Below are 16946 nucleotides of genomic sequence, written 5' to 3' on the forward strand. Positions count from 1 at the left end.
GGGTACCGACGACCCGGTGCACCACGCCGACCGCGGCGGCGGGCCTCCCGGCTCAGCCGGCCTGGGCGGGCGTCTGCTTGATGCCGTCGACCATCGTGCGGGTGGTGATGGCCCGGGTGTACAGGACGGTGCCCGTCTTGAACCGGGCGCTGTCGGCGTCGCCGGGAACGGTCTTGACCTGGACGGTGCGCTCGCCGAGGAAGGCGAGGGTCTTCCTGTCGAAGATCCACTCGGTGCGCTCTCCGCTGGTCTCGTCGAGACGGGCCACGGCGACGCCGTGCCGGCCCGCGGCGTCGACCGCGTCGTCGACCGTGACCACCCCCGGGATCCTGGCCGCGGCCTTGTAGAGGGCGGCGTTGAGGGCGGGGGGAGGGAAGCTCTCGCCGAGCAGGTCGCCGATGGTGGTGAAGGCCTCCTGGGCGGGGCTGTTGCCGTGCCCCCGGGTCTCCGCGTAGATCTTCTCGAGGAGGGCGTCGGGGTCGGTGGTGAGCGTGGCGAGGTAGTCGTACGACGGCGCGTTGAGGTACGGCTTGACGTCCGACGCGAGGGTGATGCCCCCGGCGTCGGTGTTGCCCGGCTCGATCAGCCAGCCGTCCCTGCCGTCGAGGGACTTCCAGGTCTGCCGGTCGTGCAGTTTCTCGCTGACGACGGTGCTCCCGTTGTCGTCCTCGCGGACGTACGTGGTGGCCGTCGTCGACTTGATGTAGACGTACTGCCCCTCGGTCGCCCTCGGCGTGGAGACGTCGTCGGCGGCCAGCGAGATGCGGTCCAGCAACCGGGTGGCACCGTCCGTGTGGGCGGCGCCGATCGCGGTGGTCAGGAGGGGGCCGGTGGCCGGGCCGGAGCCACGGCCGGGTGCGGAGGCGAGGTGGACACCGGTCACGACGGCCCCGGCGAGGGCGAAGCCCGCCACGGGCACGACGATCGCGCGGCGGAGGAGGGGACGGGACCGCCTGGTGACGGCGGCGGGGGTGGCGGAGGACGGGCGGAGGTCCTCGTGGATCTGGGTCATCAAGCGCTCCCGGTGCAACTGGTGGCGGCCCGCCGGCAGGTCCCGCTCCGTGGCCTGGAGCAGCTCGTCGATGTCGTTGGTCATCGGATTCCTTCCTTCGCGGACCGGACCGCGATCGCGCGGTCGCCGTTTACCTGTCTCGGGCGGTCGGTGAGTTCCCGTCCGGGCGAGGCCAGTTCCGCGTCCGTCAGGCCGCGCAGCTTCGTACGGGCCCGGGACAGCCGGGAGCGGACCGTGCCGACCGGTATCCCGAGGGCCTGGGCGGCGTCGGCGTACTCCATGCCCTCCCACAGGCACAGCACCAGCACCTCCCGTTCGGGTCTGCGGAGCGAGCTCAGCGCGGTGATGGCGGCGGCGATCCGGCGTCGGTCGTCCACCCGGCCGGCGACGTCCTCGGCGTGGTCGGGCACGTCGGCCGACTCGCGGAGCGCGGCAGCGGCCGCCGCCCGGTAGCGGCGGTTGCTCCGGCAGTGGTTGCGCGCGATGTTGGTGGCGATGCCCAGCAGCCACGGGCGCAGCGATCCCCCCTCGGGGTCGACCTTGTCGCGCAGCCGCCAGGCCTCCATGAACGTCGCCGACATGACGTCCTCCGCGACCGACCAGTCGGCGGTCAGGCGGAAGGCGTGGTTGTAGACGGTGCGGGCGTAGCTGTCGAAGAGGCCGCCGAAGGCCTCCGGATCCCCGGCCCGTATCCGGGTCCGCATATCTGTGGTCACCTCTGTTCGCTGTCCGCCACCCGAGCCGGGTTCCGGTGACACCCGTCACAGGCAGGGGTCGCACCGGCTGCCCGCGGCCCACTTCCCGGGCGGACCTCTGCCAGTCCGGGGGAAGGCGGGTGCTCGCAGGGATGACGCGGCAGGCCGCCCCGGCATTCCCACACTAGGGAATTCCTCGTGACGGGTGCCGCAGGCTTTCTCTGCCGACGTACGGATCACCAGCAGAAGGAGACGGACATGCGCGCTCGCATCGCCGCCGTGGCCACGGCCGCGACGCTCGGGGCCCTCGGCCTCGTCCTCACCACGGGGGCCGCCGCCGACGCGGCCACGCGGCCCGCGGTCACCAAGGCCGAGTGCGTGGCGACGGGGGGCATCGTCTTCGACATCCCCATGAAGACGACCTTCTGTCTCTACGACAACCACGACGGGACGGCCGACTTCGCCCCCATCGTCCCGGGCTGAGGCACCGGGCGATCGACGGTCCGTGACCCGGAGCGGGAACGCCCGGTGTGCCGGCGCGCACCGGGCTGCGACCGGGCGGAACCACTCCTTGGACGGGGCGGTCGCCTCTTCGCGCCGGGCACGGACCGGCACGAGCCGACCCGGGCGGACCGCCCGGGTCCTGAGCCCCGGCGTGGCCCGGTACACCCGAGGTCTGAGCACGGCTGCTCCGGCCTGGGGTACGGCTACGGGCACCGGGGCCTCGACGGGGTGCCCTCCCGCGGGACTCGGTCGGACGGGGCGCGGCTCGACGGCACGTCGGTCGAGGCCGTCCCACCGTCACCCGGGGCGAGTTCGCCGCGTCGCCGGGCCAGTGGTGGCCGCAGGGCGAGCGTGACGGTGTCCGGGCGGGGACACGGATCGGGTGAGCATCCGGGGCGGTGGCTCGGCACCACTGATCACCGGCTGCCGGCCGCCCAGGAGCCGGACGTGTGCCGGGTGGTGCCGGGCGGGAACGTCGGCTGGACCGGGGCCGGGCAGTGATCGCCGGGGTCGCCTGGACCGGAGGGGGTCAGTCGGTCAGCGCGGAGGCGAGTTCCCTCGTCGCCTGGACGACTTCCTTGTCCGGCTCCGCGAGCAGGCGTTGGATGGTCCCGCGATGGGCCCGTACGGCCCGGCGGGCCTCGCGTTCCCAACCCACGTAGTTCTCGCGGCGGTTGAGCAGCTTGGGGTAGGCCATGGCCGTGCTCTCCCACTGCCGGGCGTCGGCGATGTTCTTCAGCAGCCGGAGGATCTGCACACGGCAGGCGACCTGGGGGAGCTGCGCGAGTTCCCACAGGAAGGGGACCGTGGCGGCGGTCGCCTGGTCCACGACGAAGCCGTACTGGCAGATGCGCTGCCTCAGCCGCGTGAGCGCGGCGACGGCGGTGGGCTCGTCGTCCGACGTGATCGCGGTGAGCAGGGAGGGGATGGCCGTAGCCGCTCCGGTGGAGTCCTGGAGCTCGCGCCAGGGGACGCGTTCGAGGTCTTTCAGAGTTGTCTCCATGTCCGCTCCCGCGCGAGGAGTTCCGTGATGAGGAGTGACGGGACGCTCCGCCGCGGCGTGCGTCATGCCGGGCCCTGCCAGGCCGGCGATGTGGGCCGGGGAGGGGCGGACAGCATCGCCCAGACGGTCTTGCCTGCGGGCGAGCGGGTCCAGCCCCAGTGCTCGGACAGCGCCTCGACGATGCGCAGTCCGCGACCGTGGACCTCCAGTGCGCCGTCCGTGCGGGGACACAGCGGCGGGCTCTCGCTCTGATCGGTGACGGCGCACACGAGGTGGGCGCGGCGAAGGGTCAGCTTGAGCCACACTCCCGTCTGCCCGGCGGGGGTCTGGTCGGCCGCGTGCAGAACCGCGTTGGTGGCCAGTTCGGTGACGACGAGGACGGCGTCGTCACTGCGGTCGCCGAGCGCCCAGCTGCCGAGGGTGCGGCGGGTGAACTCCCGCGCCTGGGCGAACCCCTGGGGCGATTCGGTGATGCGCAGGCTCGCGGATCTGGGGACGATGCCCGAGGGTCCGCTCCTCCCGGCCTGCTCCTGTCCCGGGGCGCGGGCGGGCGCTCTGTCCGCGAGGGAACCGGCCGGAGGCGTCCGGCCCGCCCACGGCGCGGCCGTTCCGCCTGCGGGACTTGGTGCTTGGCGTGCGGATAACGACACGACATCTCCCTGATGCGACGTCAGGTCCGGTGCGTCAACGGTGCGGTTGACGCCCGAGCTATTATCCATCCTGTCGACGCCCGCCGTGCAATTTCACGGGAAATTGCACAGGGTGTGGCTGGAACAGGACCGCGCGGGTTCGGTCCGACCCAGAGGGCGGCCGGCGTGCACACCGTGGTGGAACGTGAGCAAGGAGAGTCCGGTGTCATCAGTGCGAAACGGAACGCGGGCCAGTTCGCTGGGTGTCCGCTGGGTGAAGAGCCGGTACAGCAACGCCGAGGGCAACTGCGTCGAGGTGGCGCCCCTGGACGAGGGAGGGGTGGCGCTGCGCAACTCCCGTGATCCCGACGGGCCGGCCCTCATCTACACCGCCGACGAACTGGCCGCCTTCCTGGCCGGGGCCAAGGACGGGGAGTTCGATCACCTGGTGTGAAGCGGAGCCAAATGGTTCCACTTCTGCCGGAGTATGCGCGAGAGGGCCGAGGGATGCGAGGATGGGTTCTTCTCGTCTGCCGGTCCACAGGGAGTAAGGATGTCCGCCGAGTCACCTCGTATCTCCCGCCTCGAACCGTATCTGAAGCGGACCGAGCCGGCGCCGACCCTGCTGAAGATGCTGGTCGGCGTCCAACTCGCGGGTATCCGCGAGGACATCGGCCTCTCGCAGGACCAGGCCGCTCGCGCCATCGGGTTCAGCCCGGCGAAGCTGTCGCGGATCGAGGCGGGCAAGGGCCGTCGGCCCCCGACGGAAGGCGACGTCCGCGCGCTGTTGGACCTCTATGAGACCGACGGCCACGAGGCGTCCGTCCTGCTCCAGTTGTTGCAGCGGGCCGGTGAGCCGGGATGGTGGCAGCGCTACGACAAGCGGTTGATGCCCGAGTGGTTCGACCGCCTGGTCGGATTGCAGGAGGCCGCCGCGGCCATCCGTACCTTCGAGATCCAGTACGTCCCCGGGCTGCTCCAGACTCCGGCCTACACCAGGGCGGTCGTGGAGCGGGGCCTGCCCTCCGCACCGGCCGGCGAGGTGCAGCGGCGCGTGGAGCTGCGCACGCGCCGACGCGAACTGCTGCGTCGTGAGGACGCCCCACAGGTGTGGGCGGTCATCGACGAGTCGGTCCTGTGGCGCGTGCTGGGCAGCCGTGACGTGATGCGCGAGCAACTGCACTACCTCGTGGAGATGGCTCAGCGCCCCCATGTGACCCTGCAGATCGTTCCCCTGGACGTGACGAACGCGTCCGCGCCCGCCATCCCCATCACCTATCTGCGCTTCGGCGGTCTCGACCTGCCTGACATCGTCTACCTGGAGCACATCAGGAGCGCGAACTTCCTGGAGGACCGGGACGAGACCGAGGAGTACCGGCTGGCGCTCGACCGGCTGGGCGACGAGGCCCTCACCCCGCGGGAATCTCTGACGCTGCTCCAGAAGACGGCCGACGAGCGGTATTCCGCCTCGTGAACGCGGGTCGGCTCCACCGGCCGCGACCGGTGGAGCCGAAGGAAGTGCGGAACTCTCCTACCTGAGCCGGCCGACGCCGCCGAACTCGACCCACTCCTGCGTCAGTTGACGGGGCGCCACCTCACTGTCGGGCCGCCAGGTGGACACCTCCACCAGACCCGGCTCCAGGACCTCGAGGTCCTCGAACCACTCGGCCACGTCCTTCTCCTCGCGAACCCGGCCCCAATGCCCCTGGGTCGCCTGGTCCATGAAGTCGGTGACGAACTCCCGGACCTTCGCGTCCTCGCTGACCAGCTGACACATCACCATGCAGCTGCCGGGCACCAGCCGTTCGGCCACCCGGTGGGCCACGGCGAGGGGGCCGTCGGTCTCGCTGTCCGGGATGCAGTGGAAGACCGAGTTGAACAGCACGGCCACCGGCTGCGAGAAGTCGATCAGGCGCTGGGTGTCCGGGTGGGAGAAGATCTTCTCCGTGTCCCGAAGGTCCGCGTGGATGACCGTGGTGCGGTCGTTCTGGTCCAGCAGCGCCCGGCCGTGCACCAGGACCATCGGGTCGTTGTCGACGTACACGACACGCGTCTCGGGATCGATGCGCTGGGCGACCTGGTGGACGTTGTTCTGGGTGGGCAGGCCTGACCCGTGGTCGAGGAACTGCCGGATGCCGTAGTCGGCCGCCAGCGTCCCGACGACCCGCTGCAGGAACCGCCGGTTGTTCAGCGCCAGGGCGCGGGTGCTCGGCACGACCTTGTCCAGCTCGGCGCAGGCCGTCCGGTCCGCAGCGTAGTTGTCCTTGCCGCCCAGATAGTGGTCGTACATGCGAGCGGCGGTGGGTACCGTGGCGTCGATCTTCGTGGACAGCTGCTTTCCAGCCTGCATCGTTCCCCCAGCTCCAAGCTGCTTCAAGTGGCTTGGCTTGACAGACAATACATCCTAGGCAAAGGGCATTTGGGGAGCCAGCCCGTTGACGGAGGATCTCGGAACGGACTTGGCGGGAGTGCGTGCCGCGGACGACGCGGCGGCCCGACTCCGCGGGCTTCGGGACCGCCGGGACGCCTCGCGCCGGGCGACCTGTGGCGAGGACCTGTCCGCCCACGGCTCCGGGGACCGCACCCGCGTCGACCACGTAACGACCGCCCTCTGACCAGCGGGATGTGCACCGGCATGGCGCCGGGGCACGCACACGTCCGGCGCCACGGGAACCCGGGACCGTCCGACGTGCCGGGGCGGCCGCCGCCCGACACCCGTGTGACGCTCCGGGCCTCCGCGTGTCGGACGCCGGCACCAGCGCGCCGTGCGGGGAAGGTGAGGCCATGCGCGTCGACTTCGATCCAGAGGCCATGGACTGCACGTCCTTCTACGGGCTCATGACCTCCGTCGTGGTACCCCGTCCGATCGCCTGGATCTCCACCGTGACACCGGACGGGGCCACGGAGAACCTCGCACCCCACTCCTTCTTCACCATCGCGAGCACCGATCCGGCGATCGTGCAGTTCACCTCGATCGGCCGCAAGGACTCGCTCCGCAACGTCGAGGACACCGGGGAGTTCGTCGTCAACTTCGCCTCCGAGTCCCTGCTCCACCAGGTCAACGCCACCGCCACGGACTTCCCGCGGAGCGTGAGCGAGTTCGGCTACGCGGGCATCGAACGGGAACCCAGCCTGCGTGTGCGACCGGCCAGGGTGGCCGCCTCGCCGGTCGTCCTGGAATGCCGGTCGCACACGACCCTGCGTCTGGGGAACTCCACGGTCGTCTTCGGGCGGGTGCTCCACATGGCGGTCCACGAGGAGTTCATGGCCGGCCGGCGGCCGAGCTCCGCACGGCTGCGCCCGCTGACCAAGCTGGGCGGCGACGAGTGGGGGACGCTCGGTGAGGTCCTCCACCTCTCGCGCATCCCCTACGAAGAACTGCGCGCGACGGACTGAGGGCTCCGCGGCCGTCCCCGCGACGGGCGTGGGGGTCGTGTCGTACGGGGAGGGAGCCGGCCCCGGTCACACCTCGCGGGGGCCCGTCCCGCGTCCTGCGCCCTTGACGGGGTGCAGGTTGACGGTGAGGTCCTCGTTCGTGGGAGGCGGCGGAAGCGGCCGGGCGCCGTCCGGGCGCAGGCCGTCGAGGAAGATGCGCACGTGCCGGGCGGCGAGCGCGGTGGCCTGCTCGGCTGGGAGGTAGGGGAGCGGCCGGCAGGCGAGCGCTCCGGTGGCGATCAGGTCCACCGCCATCGCGTCCGGACGCACCACGCCCTGGGCGCGGGCCGTGGCCAGGAGCTCCTCCAGGGCGGTCACGATCTCACGCTGCAGGGCCGCGGCCTCGGGATCGTCGGTGACGGGTCCGCCGATCAGGGGCAGGACGAGCATCTCCCGCTCGTCCACCAGCGTGAGCAGGAATTCCCCGATGGCGGACAGGGGGTCGCGGGGCGCGGCCTCCAACGCCCGGAGCACGGTGCGGTGCACCAGGGTGAAGCCGTCGATGACGACTTGCCGGATGAGCGCGTCACGGTCGGCGAATCGCCGGTAGAGCGTCGCGATGTTGACCCCGGCGCGGCGGGCGATCTCGTCCAGGGGGGCGGCGGTGCCCAGTTCCCGGAAGGCGGCACGCGCGGCGTCCAGGATCTGGGCACGGTTGCGCGCGGCGTCCGCCCGCAACCGCGGTCGGCCGTCTTCTCGCGATGCGCTGGGGGTCACCTGGCCCGTCGCCCTTCGGTCTGCGTCTGTGCCGGTCCGTACCGGCTGATGTGTCGAGGTTACGGCAGTGGCGGTCACCACAACCGCAACAAGTGCAGGATTTTCTGCGTTTAGTGTACGGTCGATGAGGTCGGCCCGGGCGGCACGCCATGTGCGCGCTCTTCGGCGCGGGGCCACCCCGCTCCGCGGGCCGGCGTTGGTCGCGGGTGCCGACGCCGTCACCCGCGGCACTCCCACCTGTCGCGAGAGAAGAGAAGCGGTGACGACCGTGCGGTTGGCACGTTGCATGGGCAGAGCTCCGGCGATCGGCCGCCGGGGGGCCACGGAGACGGCTGACGCGCTGGTCGTCGGGTGCGCGCGTCGGACCGCCGGGCGGGCGCCGTGCGGTTCCGCACCGTGGCTCCAGGGCTGACACCGGCGCCGATCGCACCGGCCACGGCCCAAGGCCCACGCCTGCGGCCGGACCGGGACCCTCCCGACCGAGCCCCGCGCCTGGCCCCGGGAACGACGGCCGCGCGCCGCGACCGGCCCCGAGGCCATCTCCACCCCGCACACCTCCTGACCACCGGTCGCGTCCTCGACCGAGATCACTTCCCGCGTACGTCGCGGACACCCAGAGAGCTTCCTCCCTCATGCAGCCCAGTTCGGAACTCCCCGCCATCACCTCACCCGACGGCACGCTGTACGACCCGGACATGTATCCGGCGGGCCACCGTCCCGCGCACGGCCGCCACGCGCTGGCCGACACCGAGCCGGGCATCCCGGCCCCGGTGCTCGACGCGGCCGCCGGAGTCCGCAAGGCGATGCTCGTGCCGGTCGTCACCGCGCTGGCGATCGGGACGATATTCGTCGCCGTCTATCTGGCGGCCTTCCACGCCCCGTCCGCCCGTCACCAGCCGCTGGGCATCGCCGCGTCGGACACGGTCGCCGCCCGCACGGAACTCGCTCTCAACAGCGCGGCACCGGACGCCTACACCTTCCACCGCTACGCCGACGCGGACGCCGCCCGCCGGGCCATCGTCCACGACGAGGTTCCGGCCGCACTGGTCGGCGACGCTCACGGCATGCGCCTGCTGGCCGCCGGCGCGCAGGGCCCCTCCGTCGTCTCCAGCCTCGCCTCGGCGGCCACCGAGGCGGTCGGCCATCCCGTCCCGGTACGGGACGTGCGGCCACTGGCGGCCGGGGACGCCCGCGGTCTGTCGTCCTTCTACGCGTCGTTCGGCGTGGTGCTCGCCGGCTTCCTCTTCGCGGTGTCGTCCTACCAGATCGCCCCGCGCCTGGCGCTCTCGGCCCGGGCGGCGTCGATGCTGCTGTTCGCCGCCGCCTCCGGAGTGACAGTGGCGCTCATCGCGCACTCCGGGTTCGGCGCGCTCCCCGCGCCCTTCCTCACCGTCGCCGTCGTGGTGGGGCTGCTCGCGTGGGCGACCGCCGCAGCGACCGGAGTGCTGCTGCGGCTGTTCGGCCCGATCGGCATGCCGGTCGCCTCCGTGCTGCTGCTGATCCTGGGCAACGCCACCTCCGGCGGCATACTGCCGGCCACCTTCCTGCCCGGCTGGCTGGTTCCGTTGGCCGACCTCCTGGCACCCGCCGCCGCGATCCAGGCTCTGCGTGACGCCGCCTACTTCGACAACGCGCACCTCACCGGATCGCTGTCCGCCCTGGTCGCCTGGGTCGTGGGCTGCCTGGCCCTCCAGTACCTCCTGGACCGGGTCGCCGCCCGCCGGGAGGCGAACGCACCCTCCATGGCCTCCATGGCCGCCGTGGCCGCGCACTGAGCCACCGGCTCCCTGCGCCGACCGGGAAGCCGGGCGCGGTCGAGGCCGGGGGTACGGACGGCGCGTACCCCCGGCGTCGGTGAACGGACCGTCCGTGGCTTCGGCCTCGGTGACCGGACGGTCCGTACCACCGGCCTCGGTGTGCCCGCGGACACGGTGTGTTCAGGCCACCCGCCTCTGGTGACGGGTCGCGGCGCCCGAGGACCGCCGCCGTGGCGGTGGTCCGCTGAGCGGCACGGCGCGGGACACGGCACGCGGCTCCTCGCATGCTCGGGACCGCAGTGCAGTGTCGGCAGTGAGCAGGAGGCAGGTATGAGAGGCAAGTTCCGGCGCCGCGGCGCCATGGTCGCGGCGGTCGCCGCGCTGAGCGCGGGCGGGCTGCTCGTGGGGACGGCCGGGAGCGCTTCGGCGACCGCGTCGATCACCCTGGACACGTCGTTCCGCGCGGGCGTCTACCTGAACCACTCCGTGGCCTCGGGCAAGGTCGGCGTCCCGGACCTCGCACCCGGTGACTCGGTCATCGCCGTCTGCTGGGACCGGGGCGACAACCTCGGCCACGGCAACGTGTGGTACCGCGTCATCGGGGAGCGCTACGCCGGAAACGGAGTCGAGCTGTTCATCGCGGGATGGACGTACGGCGGATACGTGGACGGCAACGGGGCCTTCCACACCGGAGCCGTGCCGATCTGTTAGCCGACCGTCCGGTGCGGCGGGGGGCGGGTCCGAGCCGGGAGGGGAGGCGAGGACCCGTCGGCGCCGGGTCGAGGAAACGGGCACGGGCAGTGAGCCGGCGGCTTTCCGTCGGTGGTCGCCGGACGTGGTCCGAACGACACGCCGGGACGCGTTCTTGCGGTCCCTCAGCCCGTGCGCAGCGTCACGGCGGCCTTGTAGGTGCGCAGGACCGGTGCGGTCTCGATCCGGGCGATCGTCTCCAACGCCACCTTGCGTGTCAGGTAGTGGTGCAGTTCCTCGGCGTCCCGGCACAGCGCGTGCGCGACCAGGTTCGTCGGCCCGGTCGTCGCCGCGACCACCGCCAGCTCCTGGTGTCCGGCCAGCTCGGTGGCGACCGCGTCCAGGTGCGCGGGCGCGACCTGCATCCACAGCAGTGCCGACACGGTCGCCCCCAGCAAGGAGGGCTCGACGTCCACGTCGAAGAACAGGGCGTCGCGCGCCCGTAGTTCGGTGAGCCTGCGGGCCACGGTGGACGCCGTCGAACCGGTCGCGGCGGCCAGTTCGGCGTAACTGAGGCGAGCGTCGTCCCGCAGCGCGTCGAGCAGGACCCGGTCGGCGGCGGTGAGCCGGTACGCCGAGTCACCCGGGTCACCCGAGTCACCCGGGTCGGACTGGCCGGGGCCCCTGCCTGCGTCGGTCCCGGTTCCGGTGTGTGCGCCTCTTCCCGGCGCCGGGCCCGTCCTTCCTTCCGCGCGCAGCCGTTCCTGCTGGGCGGCGTCGAGGGTGTCGACGCGTCCGCGCCACGCGGTCGGCCCGCCGAGGTAGGTGTGCAGGAGGTAGTGCGCGGAGACCGCGGTGATGCCGGCGGTCCGCGGGATGTCACGCAGCAGCAGCGCGTGCGCGTCGGGGCCCGAAGGCGTGGTGTGGATGATCGCGACGATCTCGGTGCCGCCGGAGGTCAGCCGTACCCACGAGGTGTCGGGACGGCGGGCGAGCGCGACCGCGATGTCGTGCGCGGTGCGCGTCGCGGCGGTCAGCCGTACGAACCACTGGTGGGCGCCGGAACTGCGCGGCGACGGCAGGGCGACCACGCGAAGGCCCGCCTGCGCGTAGAGCCGGCGGTAGCGGCGCACGACGGTCTGGGTGGAGGAGCCGAGGATCTCGGCGACGAGCGTGAACGGCGCCCGACCGTCCACCTGAAGGGCGTGGATCAAGCCGCGGTCCAGATCGTCCAGCGTGAGCGGATCCATCCAACACACCCCCCTCGACGGAAGAAATCATCAAGTTTTGCCCTGGACATGGAACCACGTGCCTGATCGGCGGGACGGTGGTCGTCGGCAGCGGATCACGTCGCTTCGCGCACGTCGCTTCGCCCATGACGTACCCCGCATGGCGTACCGCGCACGACCGACCGCGTACGACACACCACGCCTCACCGACCGCGTATCGCACACCCAGGGGGAGACGCATGTCCCACAGCACCGGCCGTGGCACGCCGATCGACACCGGCCCGAAGGGCGAGGAGGGCGGGCCGCCGACGCGGAGCGCGTACCGGTGGCGGTGGCCCGCGCTGGCCGCCGTGCTGGTCGCCGAGGCGATGAACCTGCTGGACACCACGATCGTCCAGGTCGCGGGCCCGGTCATCCACACCGAACTGGGGGGCGCGGACACCGCCGTTCCGTGGTTCAGCGCCTCCTACACCCTCGTGTTCGCGCTCGGACTGCTCACCGGCGCGAGGCTCGGCGACATCGCGGGGCGCCGCCGTGTCTTCCGTGCCGGCGTCGCGGCGTTCGCCGCCCTCTCCCTGGCGTGCGCGCTGGCGCCGGACGCCGAGGTGCTGATCGGGCTGCGCGCGCTCCAGGGCGGCGCCGCGGCGCTGGTCATCCCGCAGACGTTCGGCCTGATCCGGGCGATGTTCGACGGCGACGAACTGTCCAGGGCGCTGGGCACGATCGGCCCGGTCATGGGCCTTTCGGCGGTGCTCGGCCCGGTGCTCGGAGGCGTCCTGACACACGCCGACCTCTTCGGCATGTCGTGGCGCGCCTGCCTGTTGGTCAACGTACCCCTCGCCGTCGTCGTCCTGTTCGTCGCGCGGCGGCTGCGTGAGGACCGCGCGCCGGTCCGGCCGCGACTCGACCCGGTGGGCACGCTTCTGGCGATGGCCGGCGTCGCGCTGGTGGTGTGCCCGGCGACGACCGGCACACCGGGACCGGCCGGATGGGCCGCGGTGGCCGTGGGCGCGGCCGTCCTGGTGCTGTTCGTCGCCCACCAGCGTCGCGCCGCGCGCCGCGGCCGGGCTCCGCTGATCGAACCCGCTCTGCTGCGCGGCCGCGTGTTTCCCGCCGCGCTGGCCACCTCGACGCTCTTCTTCGCCGTCATGAACGGCGTCATGATCACCGTGGTGCTGCATCTGGAACTGGGGCTGCGCCGCGGCCCGCTCACCGCGGGTCTGACCCTGCTGCCCTGGTCCGCCGGACTGGCCCTCGCGTCGTGGGCCGCGGGCGCGTACCTGGTCCCGAGGTACGGGACCCGTGTCATGCACGCGGGGGTCGCCACCCTGGCAGCCGGGCTCGCCGGCGCGGTTCTCGCCTACCGGTCCGCCGCGCCCGACACGTACCCGGCGGCGCTGCCTTTCGCGCTCGTCGTCGCGGGCCTGGGCACCGGCCTGTTCACCCCGCCGTTCTTCACCGCCGCGCTGAGCGGCGTCGGCCCGCAGGAGACCGGCTCTGCGGCCGGGCTCCTCAACGCCGTACAACAATTGGGCGGCACGCTCGGAGTCGCGGTGGCCGGAGGTGTGTACCTGGCCGGCGACACCTCGCGCGCCGCCGCGCAGGCCGCGCTCGGCACGGCCGGGGCCTTCCTGGCGGCCACGGCGGTCGCCGCGGCCGTCATGACGGCGGGGCCACGGCGGTCATGACGGCGCGGCCGGGGAACAGGTCCCATGACCGGGACCCGGAGGAGACCGCCGTCGACGCGAAGGCCTCACGGGGCCGTGTGCCGCTCCAGGGCGTCGTGGATGTGGCGGCCCAGCAGGGCTCCGCCGAAGACGACGAAACCGACGCCGATGAGCCACGACTGCACGACGAGAACGGTGCCTACGGTCCCGTAGCTGATCGCGTTGTTCACGATCAGCGGCGAGAACACGACGTACGAGAACCCGCGCAGGCCGACCAGCCCCGCCATCGTCGCCACCGCGCCCGGCAACAACGCCGACCACGCGACCCTCTCGCCGAGCAGGAAGTGCTGCCCCCACCAGAAGAAGAGGATGCCGAAGAACACGGTGAGAGCGACGCGCACGATGGTCTCCGTGAGCCCGCCGACCAGCACCGCCCCGCTCTCCGCCTCGCTGAACAGGTAGGCCGTCAGGGCGGCGAGCCACACCACGCGGCGCCACGCGTGGTGCCACGGGCCCGCGGGGATCTCCCAGATCCTCTCGTAGCCGTTCTGCACGCTGGAGGCGAAACTGAGACCGAACAGCGCGACGGCGAGCACACTGAAGGCGCTGGTCGTGCTCAGCACCCGCCGCGGTGCCGAGAACAACTTCTCCACGGCGTCCGCCGGATGCCCCGACAGGCTCATGCCGTCGATCACCCACAGGGCGAATCCCCGGTGTTCGAAGGGGGCCGCCGCCGCGACGACGATCAGCAGCGGGGTCAGGGTGACCAGACTCAGTGCCGCGAACCCCATGGCCCGGTGCAGCAGCTCCAGTTCGCCGCCGTGCTGCCAGAGGCGTCCGAGGGCCGAGTCGTGCCAGACGGCCCGCGGGGTCCGGCGCCGGGGCCGCTCGTTCCGCGGCGCGTCGGGGGAGTCCGTCATGTGCACCTCGCTTCCCGGCGCCTGCGAGGCCTCTGGCCGCCTCTCGTGCGCCGAAAGGCTCCCGGCATCTGGCGCTCCTTCCCTGAGCCGGCACCCACCGACAGCGGTGCCGGTGGTCCGGCCCAGCCGCCTGGGGGAACGTTGACGGTTTCCCGTCCCGCTCCTGGGCCAAACCCGCGACGGCGGCCGATCACTCCTCCGGCGTGGTGGCCCCCTTAGCCGACGTCACCCGGGCGGCGCGGATGGCGGGGGAGGCACGTCCGCGTCCCGGGGCGGCCGCGTACCCCGCGGCGCGGGGAGTCGATTCCGCCGGTGGAGTGGCGTCGACCCACCTGGCCCCGTCCACGCGTTCGGTGAACTCCCGACCGCCGGTGGTGCGTTGGTCATCGGGTTCCTTCGTGGTCGGCCTGGCGCGCAGGGCGAGCGGGATGCTTGGGCCGGCCACGGCGGTGCAGTTCGATCGCCACGGGGACGGCCGTGAAGACGGAGGAGTACGTCCCGACCGCGAGGCCGATGAGCAGGGCGAGCGCGAAGTCGGTGAGCGAATCCCCGCCGAGGACGGCCAGGGCGGTGAGGATGAGCGCCGCCCCCATGCCCGTGTTGACGGTACGCGGCAGTGTCTGAAGGATCGCGCGACGGGCGAGGTCCGGCAGCGGTCCCCCGGCGTCGCGCCGGCCCAGCTCCCTGACCCGGTCGAAGACGACGACCGAGTCGTTGACCGAGTAGCCGACGACGGTGAGGAGGGCGGCGAGGAAGACGCCGTCGACGGGCTTGCCGAGCCAGGCGAAGACGCCCACGAGGATGACGACGTCGTGGGCGAGCGCCGCGACCGCCGCGGTGCCGAACAGCCAGCGGAAGCGTGCCGCGAGATAGAGGAGCTGGGCGCCGAGCGCCACGGCGAGCGCGATGAGGGCGTTGCGGCGCAGTTCCTCGCCCAGGCTGGGGCCGATCAGCTCGTCGCGGACCTTGTCGGCGCCGCCGCCGAGTGTGCCGACGGTCCGTGTGACCGTGGCCGCCTCGGCGTCGGTCAACTCCTCGGTGCGTACCGTGAGTCCGGAGTCGCCGGAGGACTGGACGACCGCGCCGGCGACTCCCGCGTCGGCGAGGTCGGCGCGGGCCCGTTCCGGGTCCACGGGCGCGCCGGTGGTGTACTCCATCAGGCGGCCGCCGGTGAAGTCGATGCCGAACTGGATTCCGCGCGCCGCGATGCCCGACGAGGCGAGGACGAGGAGGACGACGGAGACGCCCAGCCAGCGGCGCGGCCGGCGCATCAGGTCCGGTCGGCGGCGCCCGAGCAGGCCGCGGACCCGGCCCGCCGTCGCGATGCCGGTGACACCAGGACGTCGGCGCACCCACGGGCGGGACGCGGCGTGGTCGGCGAGCACGCGCGTGACCACCAACGCGCTGACCATCGAGGCGACGACGCCGATGCCGAGCGTGACACCGAACCCGCGTACCGGTCCGGAGGCGAGGAAGAACAGCAGCACGGCCGCGATCAGCGTGGTGACGTTGGAGTCGGCGATCGCGCTGAAGGCGTTGCGGAACCCGGCGGTCAGGGCCGAGCGCGTGCTGGGACGGTGCCCGGTGGTGTACTCCTCGCGGGCGCGTTCGAAGACGAGCACGTTGGCGTCCACGGCCATGCCGATCGCCAGCACGAAGCCGGCCAGGCCCGGCAGGGTGAGCGTGGCGCCGAGGGCGGCCAGGGCGGCGTACGAGATCAGGGCGTGGCAGAGCAGGGCCACGGCGGCGAGGAAGCCCATCAGCCGGTAGACGCCGATGATGAACAGCGAGGTCAGGGCGGTGCCGATGGCCGCGGCCCAGGCACTGGCCGTGAGGGCGCGCGCGCCCAGGGTGGGCCCGACAGTGTGCTGCTCGACGGTCTCGACCGGTACCGGCAGGGCGCCGCCGTTGATGAGCAGGGCCAGTTCCCGGGCCTCCGTGTCGCCGAAGGAGCCGGTGATCCGCGTGGAGCCGCCCGGTATGCCCGTCCCGCAGGACACCGACGGGTCGATCTGCGGAGCGGAGATGATCCTGTCGTCGAGCACGATGGCGACACGGCGTGCGGGGTCGCCCGCCGGCCGGCAGGCGGCCTCCCCGGTCAGCCGGGCCCACCGGTCACGGCCCGCTTGGTCGAAGTCGAGGGTCACGTGCCAGCCGGCCCCCGTCTCCTGGTCGAAACGCGCGGCGGCGCCCTCGACCTCCTTTCCGGTCAGGGCAGAGTCCTTGGCGAGACGCAGCGGGCGGCCCGACTCGTCGGGCAGGACCAGGTCCCGGGCGTCCTCACGCCCTTCCCCGGGGTCACCCGCCGTGCCGAGCACCGGGTGGAAGGTGAGCTGAGCGGTGCGGCCCAGCACATCGGCCGCCTCCTTCGGATCCCGTACGCCCGGCAGTTCGACGATGATCCGATTGCTGCCGGAGCGGACGAGGGTGGGTTCGGCGACACCGAGCGCGTCGACGCGCCCGCGCAGCACCTCCAGCGTGCGGTCGGTGGCCTCGCGGCCGGCCTCGGCCGACGGTGTGGAGCGGGTCTCCAGCACGATCTGGGTGCCGCCGCGCAGATCGAGTCCGAGACGGACCGGCACGGTGCAGGCGATGTACAGGGACAGGGCGATCACGGTGAGGGCGAGCAGGGCCCTCACCCGGGCGGAGCGGATCAACGGTGGCCTCCGGCGGGCACACCGCGACGGC

16 protein-coding genes are annotated in these 16946 nt (G+C 72.6%); 7 read left to right on the forward strand and 9 right to left on the reverse strand.

Annotated elements, in window-relative coordinates:
• Nucleotides 1-52: 52 nt before the first annotated feature.
• On the reverse strand, nucleotides 53-1096 hold the full coding sequence (locus ACFV2J_RS01310; protein WP_385085255.1) for a CU044_5270 family protein: 1044 nt from the start codon (nucleotides 1094-1096) through the stop codon (nucleotides 53-55).
• Nucleotides 1093-1716: an RNA polymerase sigma factor gene (locus ACFV2J_RS01315; RefSeq protein WP_385085253.1), complete on the reverse strand. Its 624-nt coding sequence runs from the start codon at nucleotides 1714-1716 to the stop codon at nucleotides 1093-1095. Before ACFV2J_RS01315 ends, ACFV2J_RS01310 begins: the two co-directional genes overlap by 4 nt.
• 249 nt (nucleotides 1717-1965) lie before the next feature.
• Between ACFV2J_RS01315 and ACFV2J_RS01320 the strand changes: the two genes are divergently transcribed.
• Nucleotides 1966-2190: a hypothetical protein gene (locus ACFV2J_RS01320; protein WP_385085251.1), complete on the forward strand. Its 225-nt coding sequence runs from the start codon at nucleotides 1966-1968 to the stop codon at nucleotides 2188-2190.
• A gap of 550 nt (nucleotides 2191-2740) precedes the next feature.
• On the opposite strand, the gene ACFV2J_RS01325 is transcribed toward ACFV2J_RS01320, so the two are convergent.
• Both ACFV2J_RS01325 and ACFV2J_RS01330 read right to left on the reverse strand, forming a co-directional pair.
• Nucleotides 2741-3214, reverse strand: a complete 474-nt coding sequence (locus tag ACFV2J_RS01325) for a hypothetical protein (protein ID WP_385085249.1) — start codon at nucleotides 3212-3214, stop codon at nucleotides 2741-2743.
• Nucleotides 3215-3276: 62 nt separating this feature from the next.
• Nucleotides 3277-3864, reverse strand: a complete 588-nt coding sequence (locus ACFV2J_RS01330; RefSeq protein ID WP_385085247.1) for an ATP-binding protein — start codon at nucleotides 3862-3864, stop codon at nucleotides 3277-3279.
• A 202-nt stretch (nucleotides 3865-4066) separates the two neighbouring features.
• Between ACFV2J_RS01330 and ACFV2J_RS01335 the strand changes: the two genes are divergently transcribed.
• Together ACFV2J_RS01335 and ACFV2J_RS01340 are read left to right on the forward strand one after the other, a co-directional pair.
• Nucleotides 4067-4297: a DUF397 domain-containing protein gene (locus ACFV2J_RS01335; protein ID WP_385085245.1), complete on the forward strand. Its 231-nt coding sequence runs from the start codon at nucleotides 4067-4069 to the stop codon at nucleotides 4295-4297.
• Between the two features lie 99 nt (nucleotides 4298-4396).
• Nucleotides 4397-5317 carry a helix-turn-helix domain-containing protein gene (locus ACFV2J_RS01340; protein ID WP_385436888.1) on the forward strand — a complete coding sequence of 307 codons (921 nt, stop codon included), beginning with the start codon at nucleotides 4397-4399 and terminating at the stop codon, nucleotides 5315-5317.
• Between the two features lie 57 nt (nucleotides 5318-5374).
• On the opposite strand, the gene ACFV2J_RS01345 is transcribed toward ACFV2J_RS01340, so the two are convergent.
• A complete protein-coding gene (locus ACFV2J_RS01345; RefSeq protein WP_385085241.1) occupies nucleotides 5375-6193 on the reverse strand; it encodes an SAM-dependent methyltransferase in 819 nt (272 codons plus the stop codon).
• Nucleotides 6194-6627: 434 nt separating this feature from the next.
• Between ACFV2J_RS01345 and ACFV2J_RS01350 the strand changes: the two genes are divergently transcribed.
• Entirely contained in the window at nucleotides 6628-7239 is a 612-nt protein-coding gene (locus ACFV2J_RS01350) for a flavin reductase family protein (protein WP_385436891.1), read from the forward strand.
• 66 nt (nucleotides 7240-7305) lie between these two features.
• Here ACFV2J_RS01350 and ACFV2J_RS01355 read toward each other — a convergent pair whose 3' ends face one another.
• Nucleotides 7306-7995, reverse strand: a complete 690-nt coding sequence (locus ACFV2J_RS01355; protein WP_385436893.1) for a TetR/AcrR family transcriptional regulator — start codon at nucleotides 7993-7995, stop codon at nucleotides 7306-7308.
• A gap of 632 nt (nucleotides 7996-8627) precedes the next feature.
• On the opposite strand from ACFV2J_RS01355, the gene ACFV2J_RS01360 reads away from it, so the two are divergent.
• Both ACFV2J_RS01360 and ACFV2J_RS01365 read left to right on the forward strand, forming a co-directional pair.
• On the forward strand, nucleotides 8628-9770 hold the full coding sequence (locus ACFV2J_RS01360) for an ABC transporter permease (protein ID WP_385436895.1): 1143 nt from the start codon (nucleotides 8628-8630) through the stop codon (nucleotides 9768-9770).
• A 312-nt stretch (nucleotides 9771-10082) separates the two neighbouring features.
• Complete coding sequence (locus tag ACFV2J_RS01365) at nucleotides 10083-10463, forward strand: hypothetical protein (RefSeq protein ID WP_385085231.1); 381 nt, start codon at nucleotides 10083-10085, stop codon at nucleotides 10461-10463.
• A 164-nt stretch (nucleotides 10464-10627) separates the two neighbouring features.
• Here the strand turns inward: ACFV2J_RS01365 and ACFV2J_RS01370 are convergent, their stop codons facing one another.
• The gene (locus ACFV2J_RS01370) at nucleotides 10628-11692 is read right to left on the reverse strand and encodes an Lrp/AsnC family transcriptional regulator (protein ID WP_385090089.1); all 1065 of its coding nucleotides are present in this window, start codon (nucleotides 11690-11692) and stop codon (nucleotides 10628-10630) included.
• Nucleotides 11693-11910: 218 nt separating this feature from the next.
• Between ACFV2J_RS01370 and ACFV2J_RS01375 the strand changes: the two genes are divergently transcribed.
• Nucleotides 11911-13359 (forward strand): MFS transporter, encoded by a 1449-nt coding sequence (locus ACFV2J_RS01375; RefSeq protein WP_385436898.1) that lies wholly within the window; start codon nucleotides 11911-11913, stop codon nucleotides 13357-13359.
• Between the two features lie 65 nt (nucleotides 13360-13424).
• On the opposite strand, the gene ACFV2J_RS01380 is transcribed toward ACFV2J_RS01375, so the two are convergent.
• Nucleotides 13425-14258 (reverse strand): ribonuclease BN, encoded by an 834-nt coding sequence (locus tag ACFV2J_RS01380; RefSeq protein WP_385090083.1) that lies wholly within the window; start codon nucleotides 14256-14258, stop codon nucleotides 13425-13427.
• 383 nt (nucleotides 14259-14641) lie between these two features.
• On the reverse strand, nucleotides 14642-16915 hold the full coding sequence (secD, locus tag ACFV2J_RS01385) for a protein translocase subunit SecD (protein ID WP_385090080.1): 2274 nt from the start codon (nucleotides 16913-16915) through the stop codon (nucleotides 14642-14644).
• Nucleotides 16916-16946 lie beyond the last annotated feature (31 nt).

Origin of the sequence: Streptomyces sp. NPDC059668 (genome assembly GCF_042734135.1) — a bacterium.
In the GTDB taxonomy this organism is placed as follows: Bacteria; Actinomycetota; Actinomycetes; order Streptomycetales; family Streptomycetaceae; genus Streptomyces.

Excerpts from the sequence above, each read along its gene's own strand:
- ACFV2J_RS01310 (WP_385085255.1), bottom strand. The coding sequence starts at position 1,096 with ATGACCAACGACATCGACGAGCTGCTCCAGGCCACGGAGCGGGACCTG.
- ACFV2J_RS01315 (WP_385085253.1), bottom strand. The coding sequence starts at position 1,716 with ATGCGGACCCGGATACGGGCCGGGGATCCGGAGGCCTTCGGCGGCCTC.
- ACFV2J_RS01320 (WP_385085251.1), top strand. The coding sequence starts at position 1,966 with ATGCGCGCTCGCATCGCCGCCGTGGCCACGGCCGCGACGCTCGGGGCC.
- ACFV2J_RS01325 (WP_385085249.1), bottom strand. The coding sequence starts at position 3,214 with ATGGAGACAACTCTGAAAGACCTCGAACGCGTCCCCTGGCGCGAGCTC.
- ACFV2J_RS01340 (WP_385436888.1), top strand. The coding sequence starts at position 4,397 with ATGTCCGCCGAGTCACCTCGTATCTCCCGCCTCGAACCGTATCTGAAG.
- ACFV2J_RS01345 (WP_385085241.1), bottom strand. The coding sequence starts at position 6,193 with ATGCAGGCTGGAAAGCAGCTGTCCACGAAGATCGACGCCACGGTACCC.
- ACFV2J_RS01350 (WP_385436891.1), top strand. The coding sequence starts at position 6,628 with ATGCGCGTCGACTTCGATCCAGAGGCCATGGACTGCACGTCCTTCTAC.
- ACFV2J_RS01360 (WP_385436895.1), top strand. The coding sequence starts at position 8,628 with ATGCAGCCCAGTTCGGAACTCCCCGCCATCACCTCACCCGACGGCACG.
- ACFV2J_RS01365 (WP_385085231.1), top strand. The coding sequence starts at position 10,083 with ATGAGAGGCAAGTTCCGGCGCCGCGGCGCCATGGTCGCGGCGGTCGCC.
- ACFV2J_RS01370 (WP_385090089.1), bottom strand. The coding sequence starts at position 11,692 with ATGGATCCGCTCACGCTGGACGATCTGGACCGCGGCTTGATCCACGCC.
- ACFV2J_RS01375 (WP_385436898.1), top strand. The coding sequence starts at position 11,911 with ATGTCCCACAGCACCGGCCGTGGCACGCCGATCGACACCGGCCCGAAG.
- ACFV2J_RS01380 (WP_385090083.1), bottom strand. The coding sequence starts at position 14,258 with ATGACGGACTCCCCCGACGCGCCGCGGAACGAGCGGCCCCGGCGCCGG.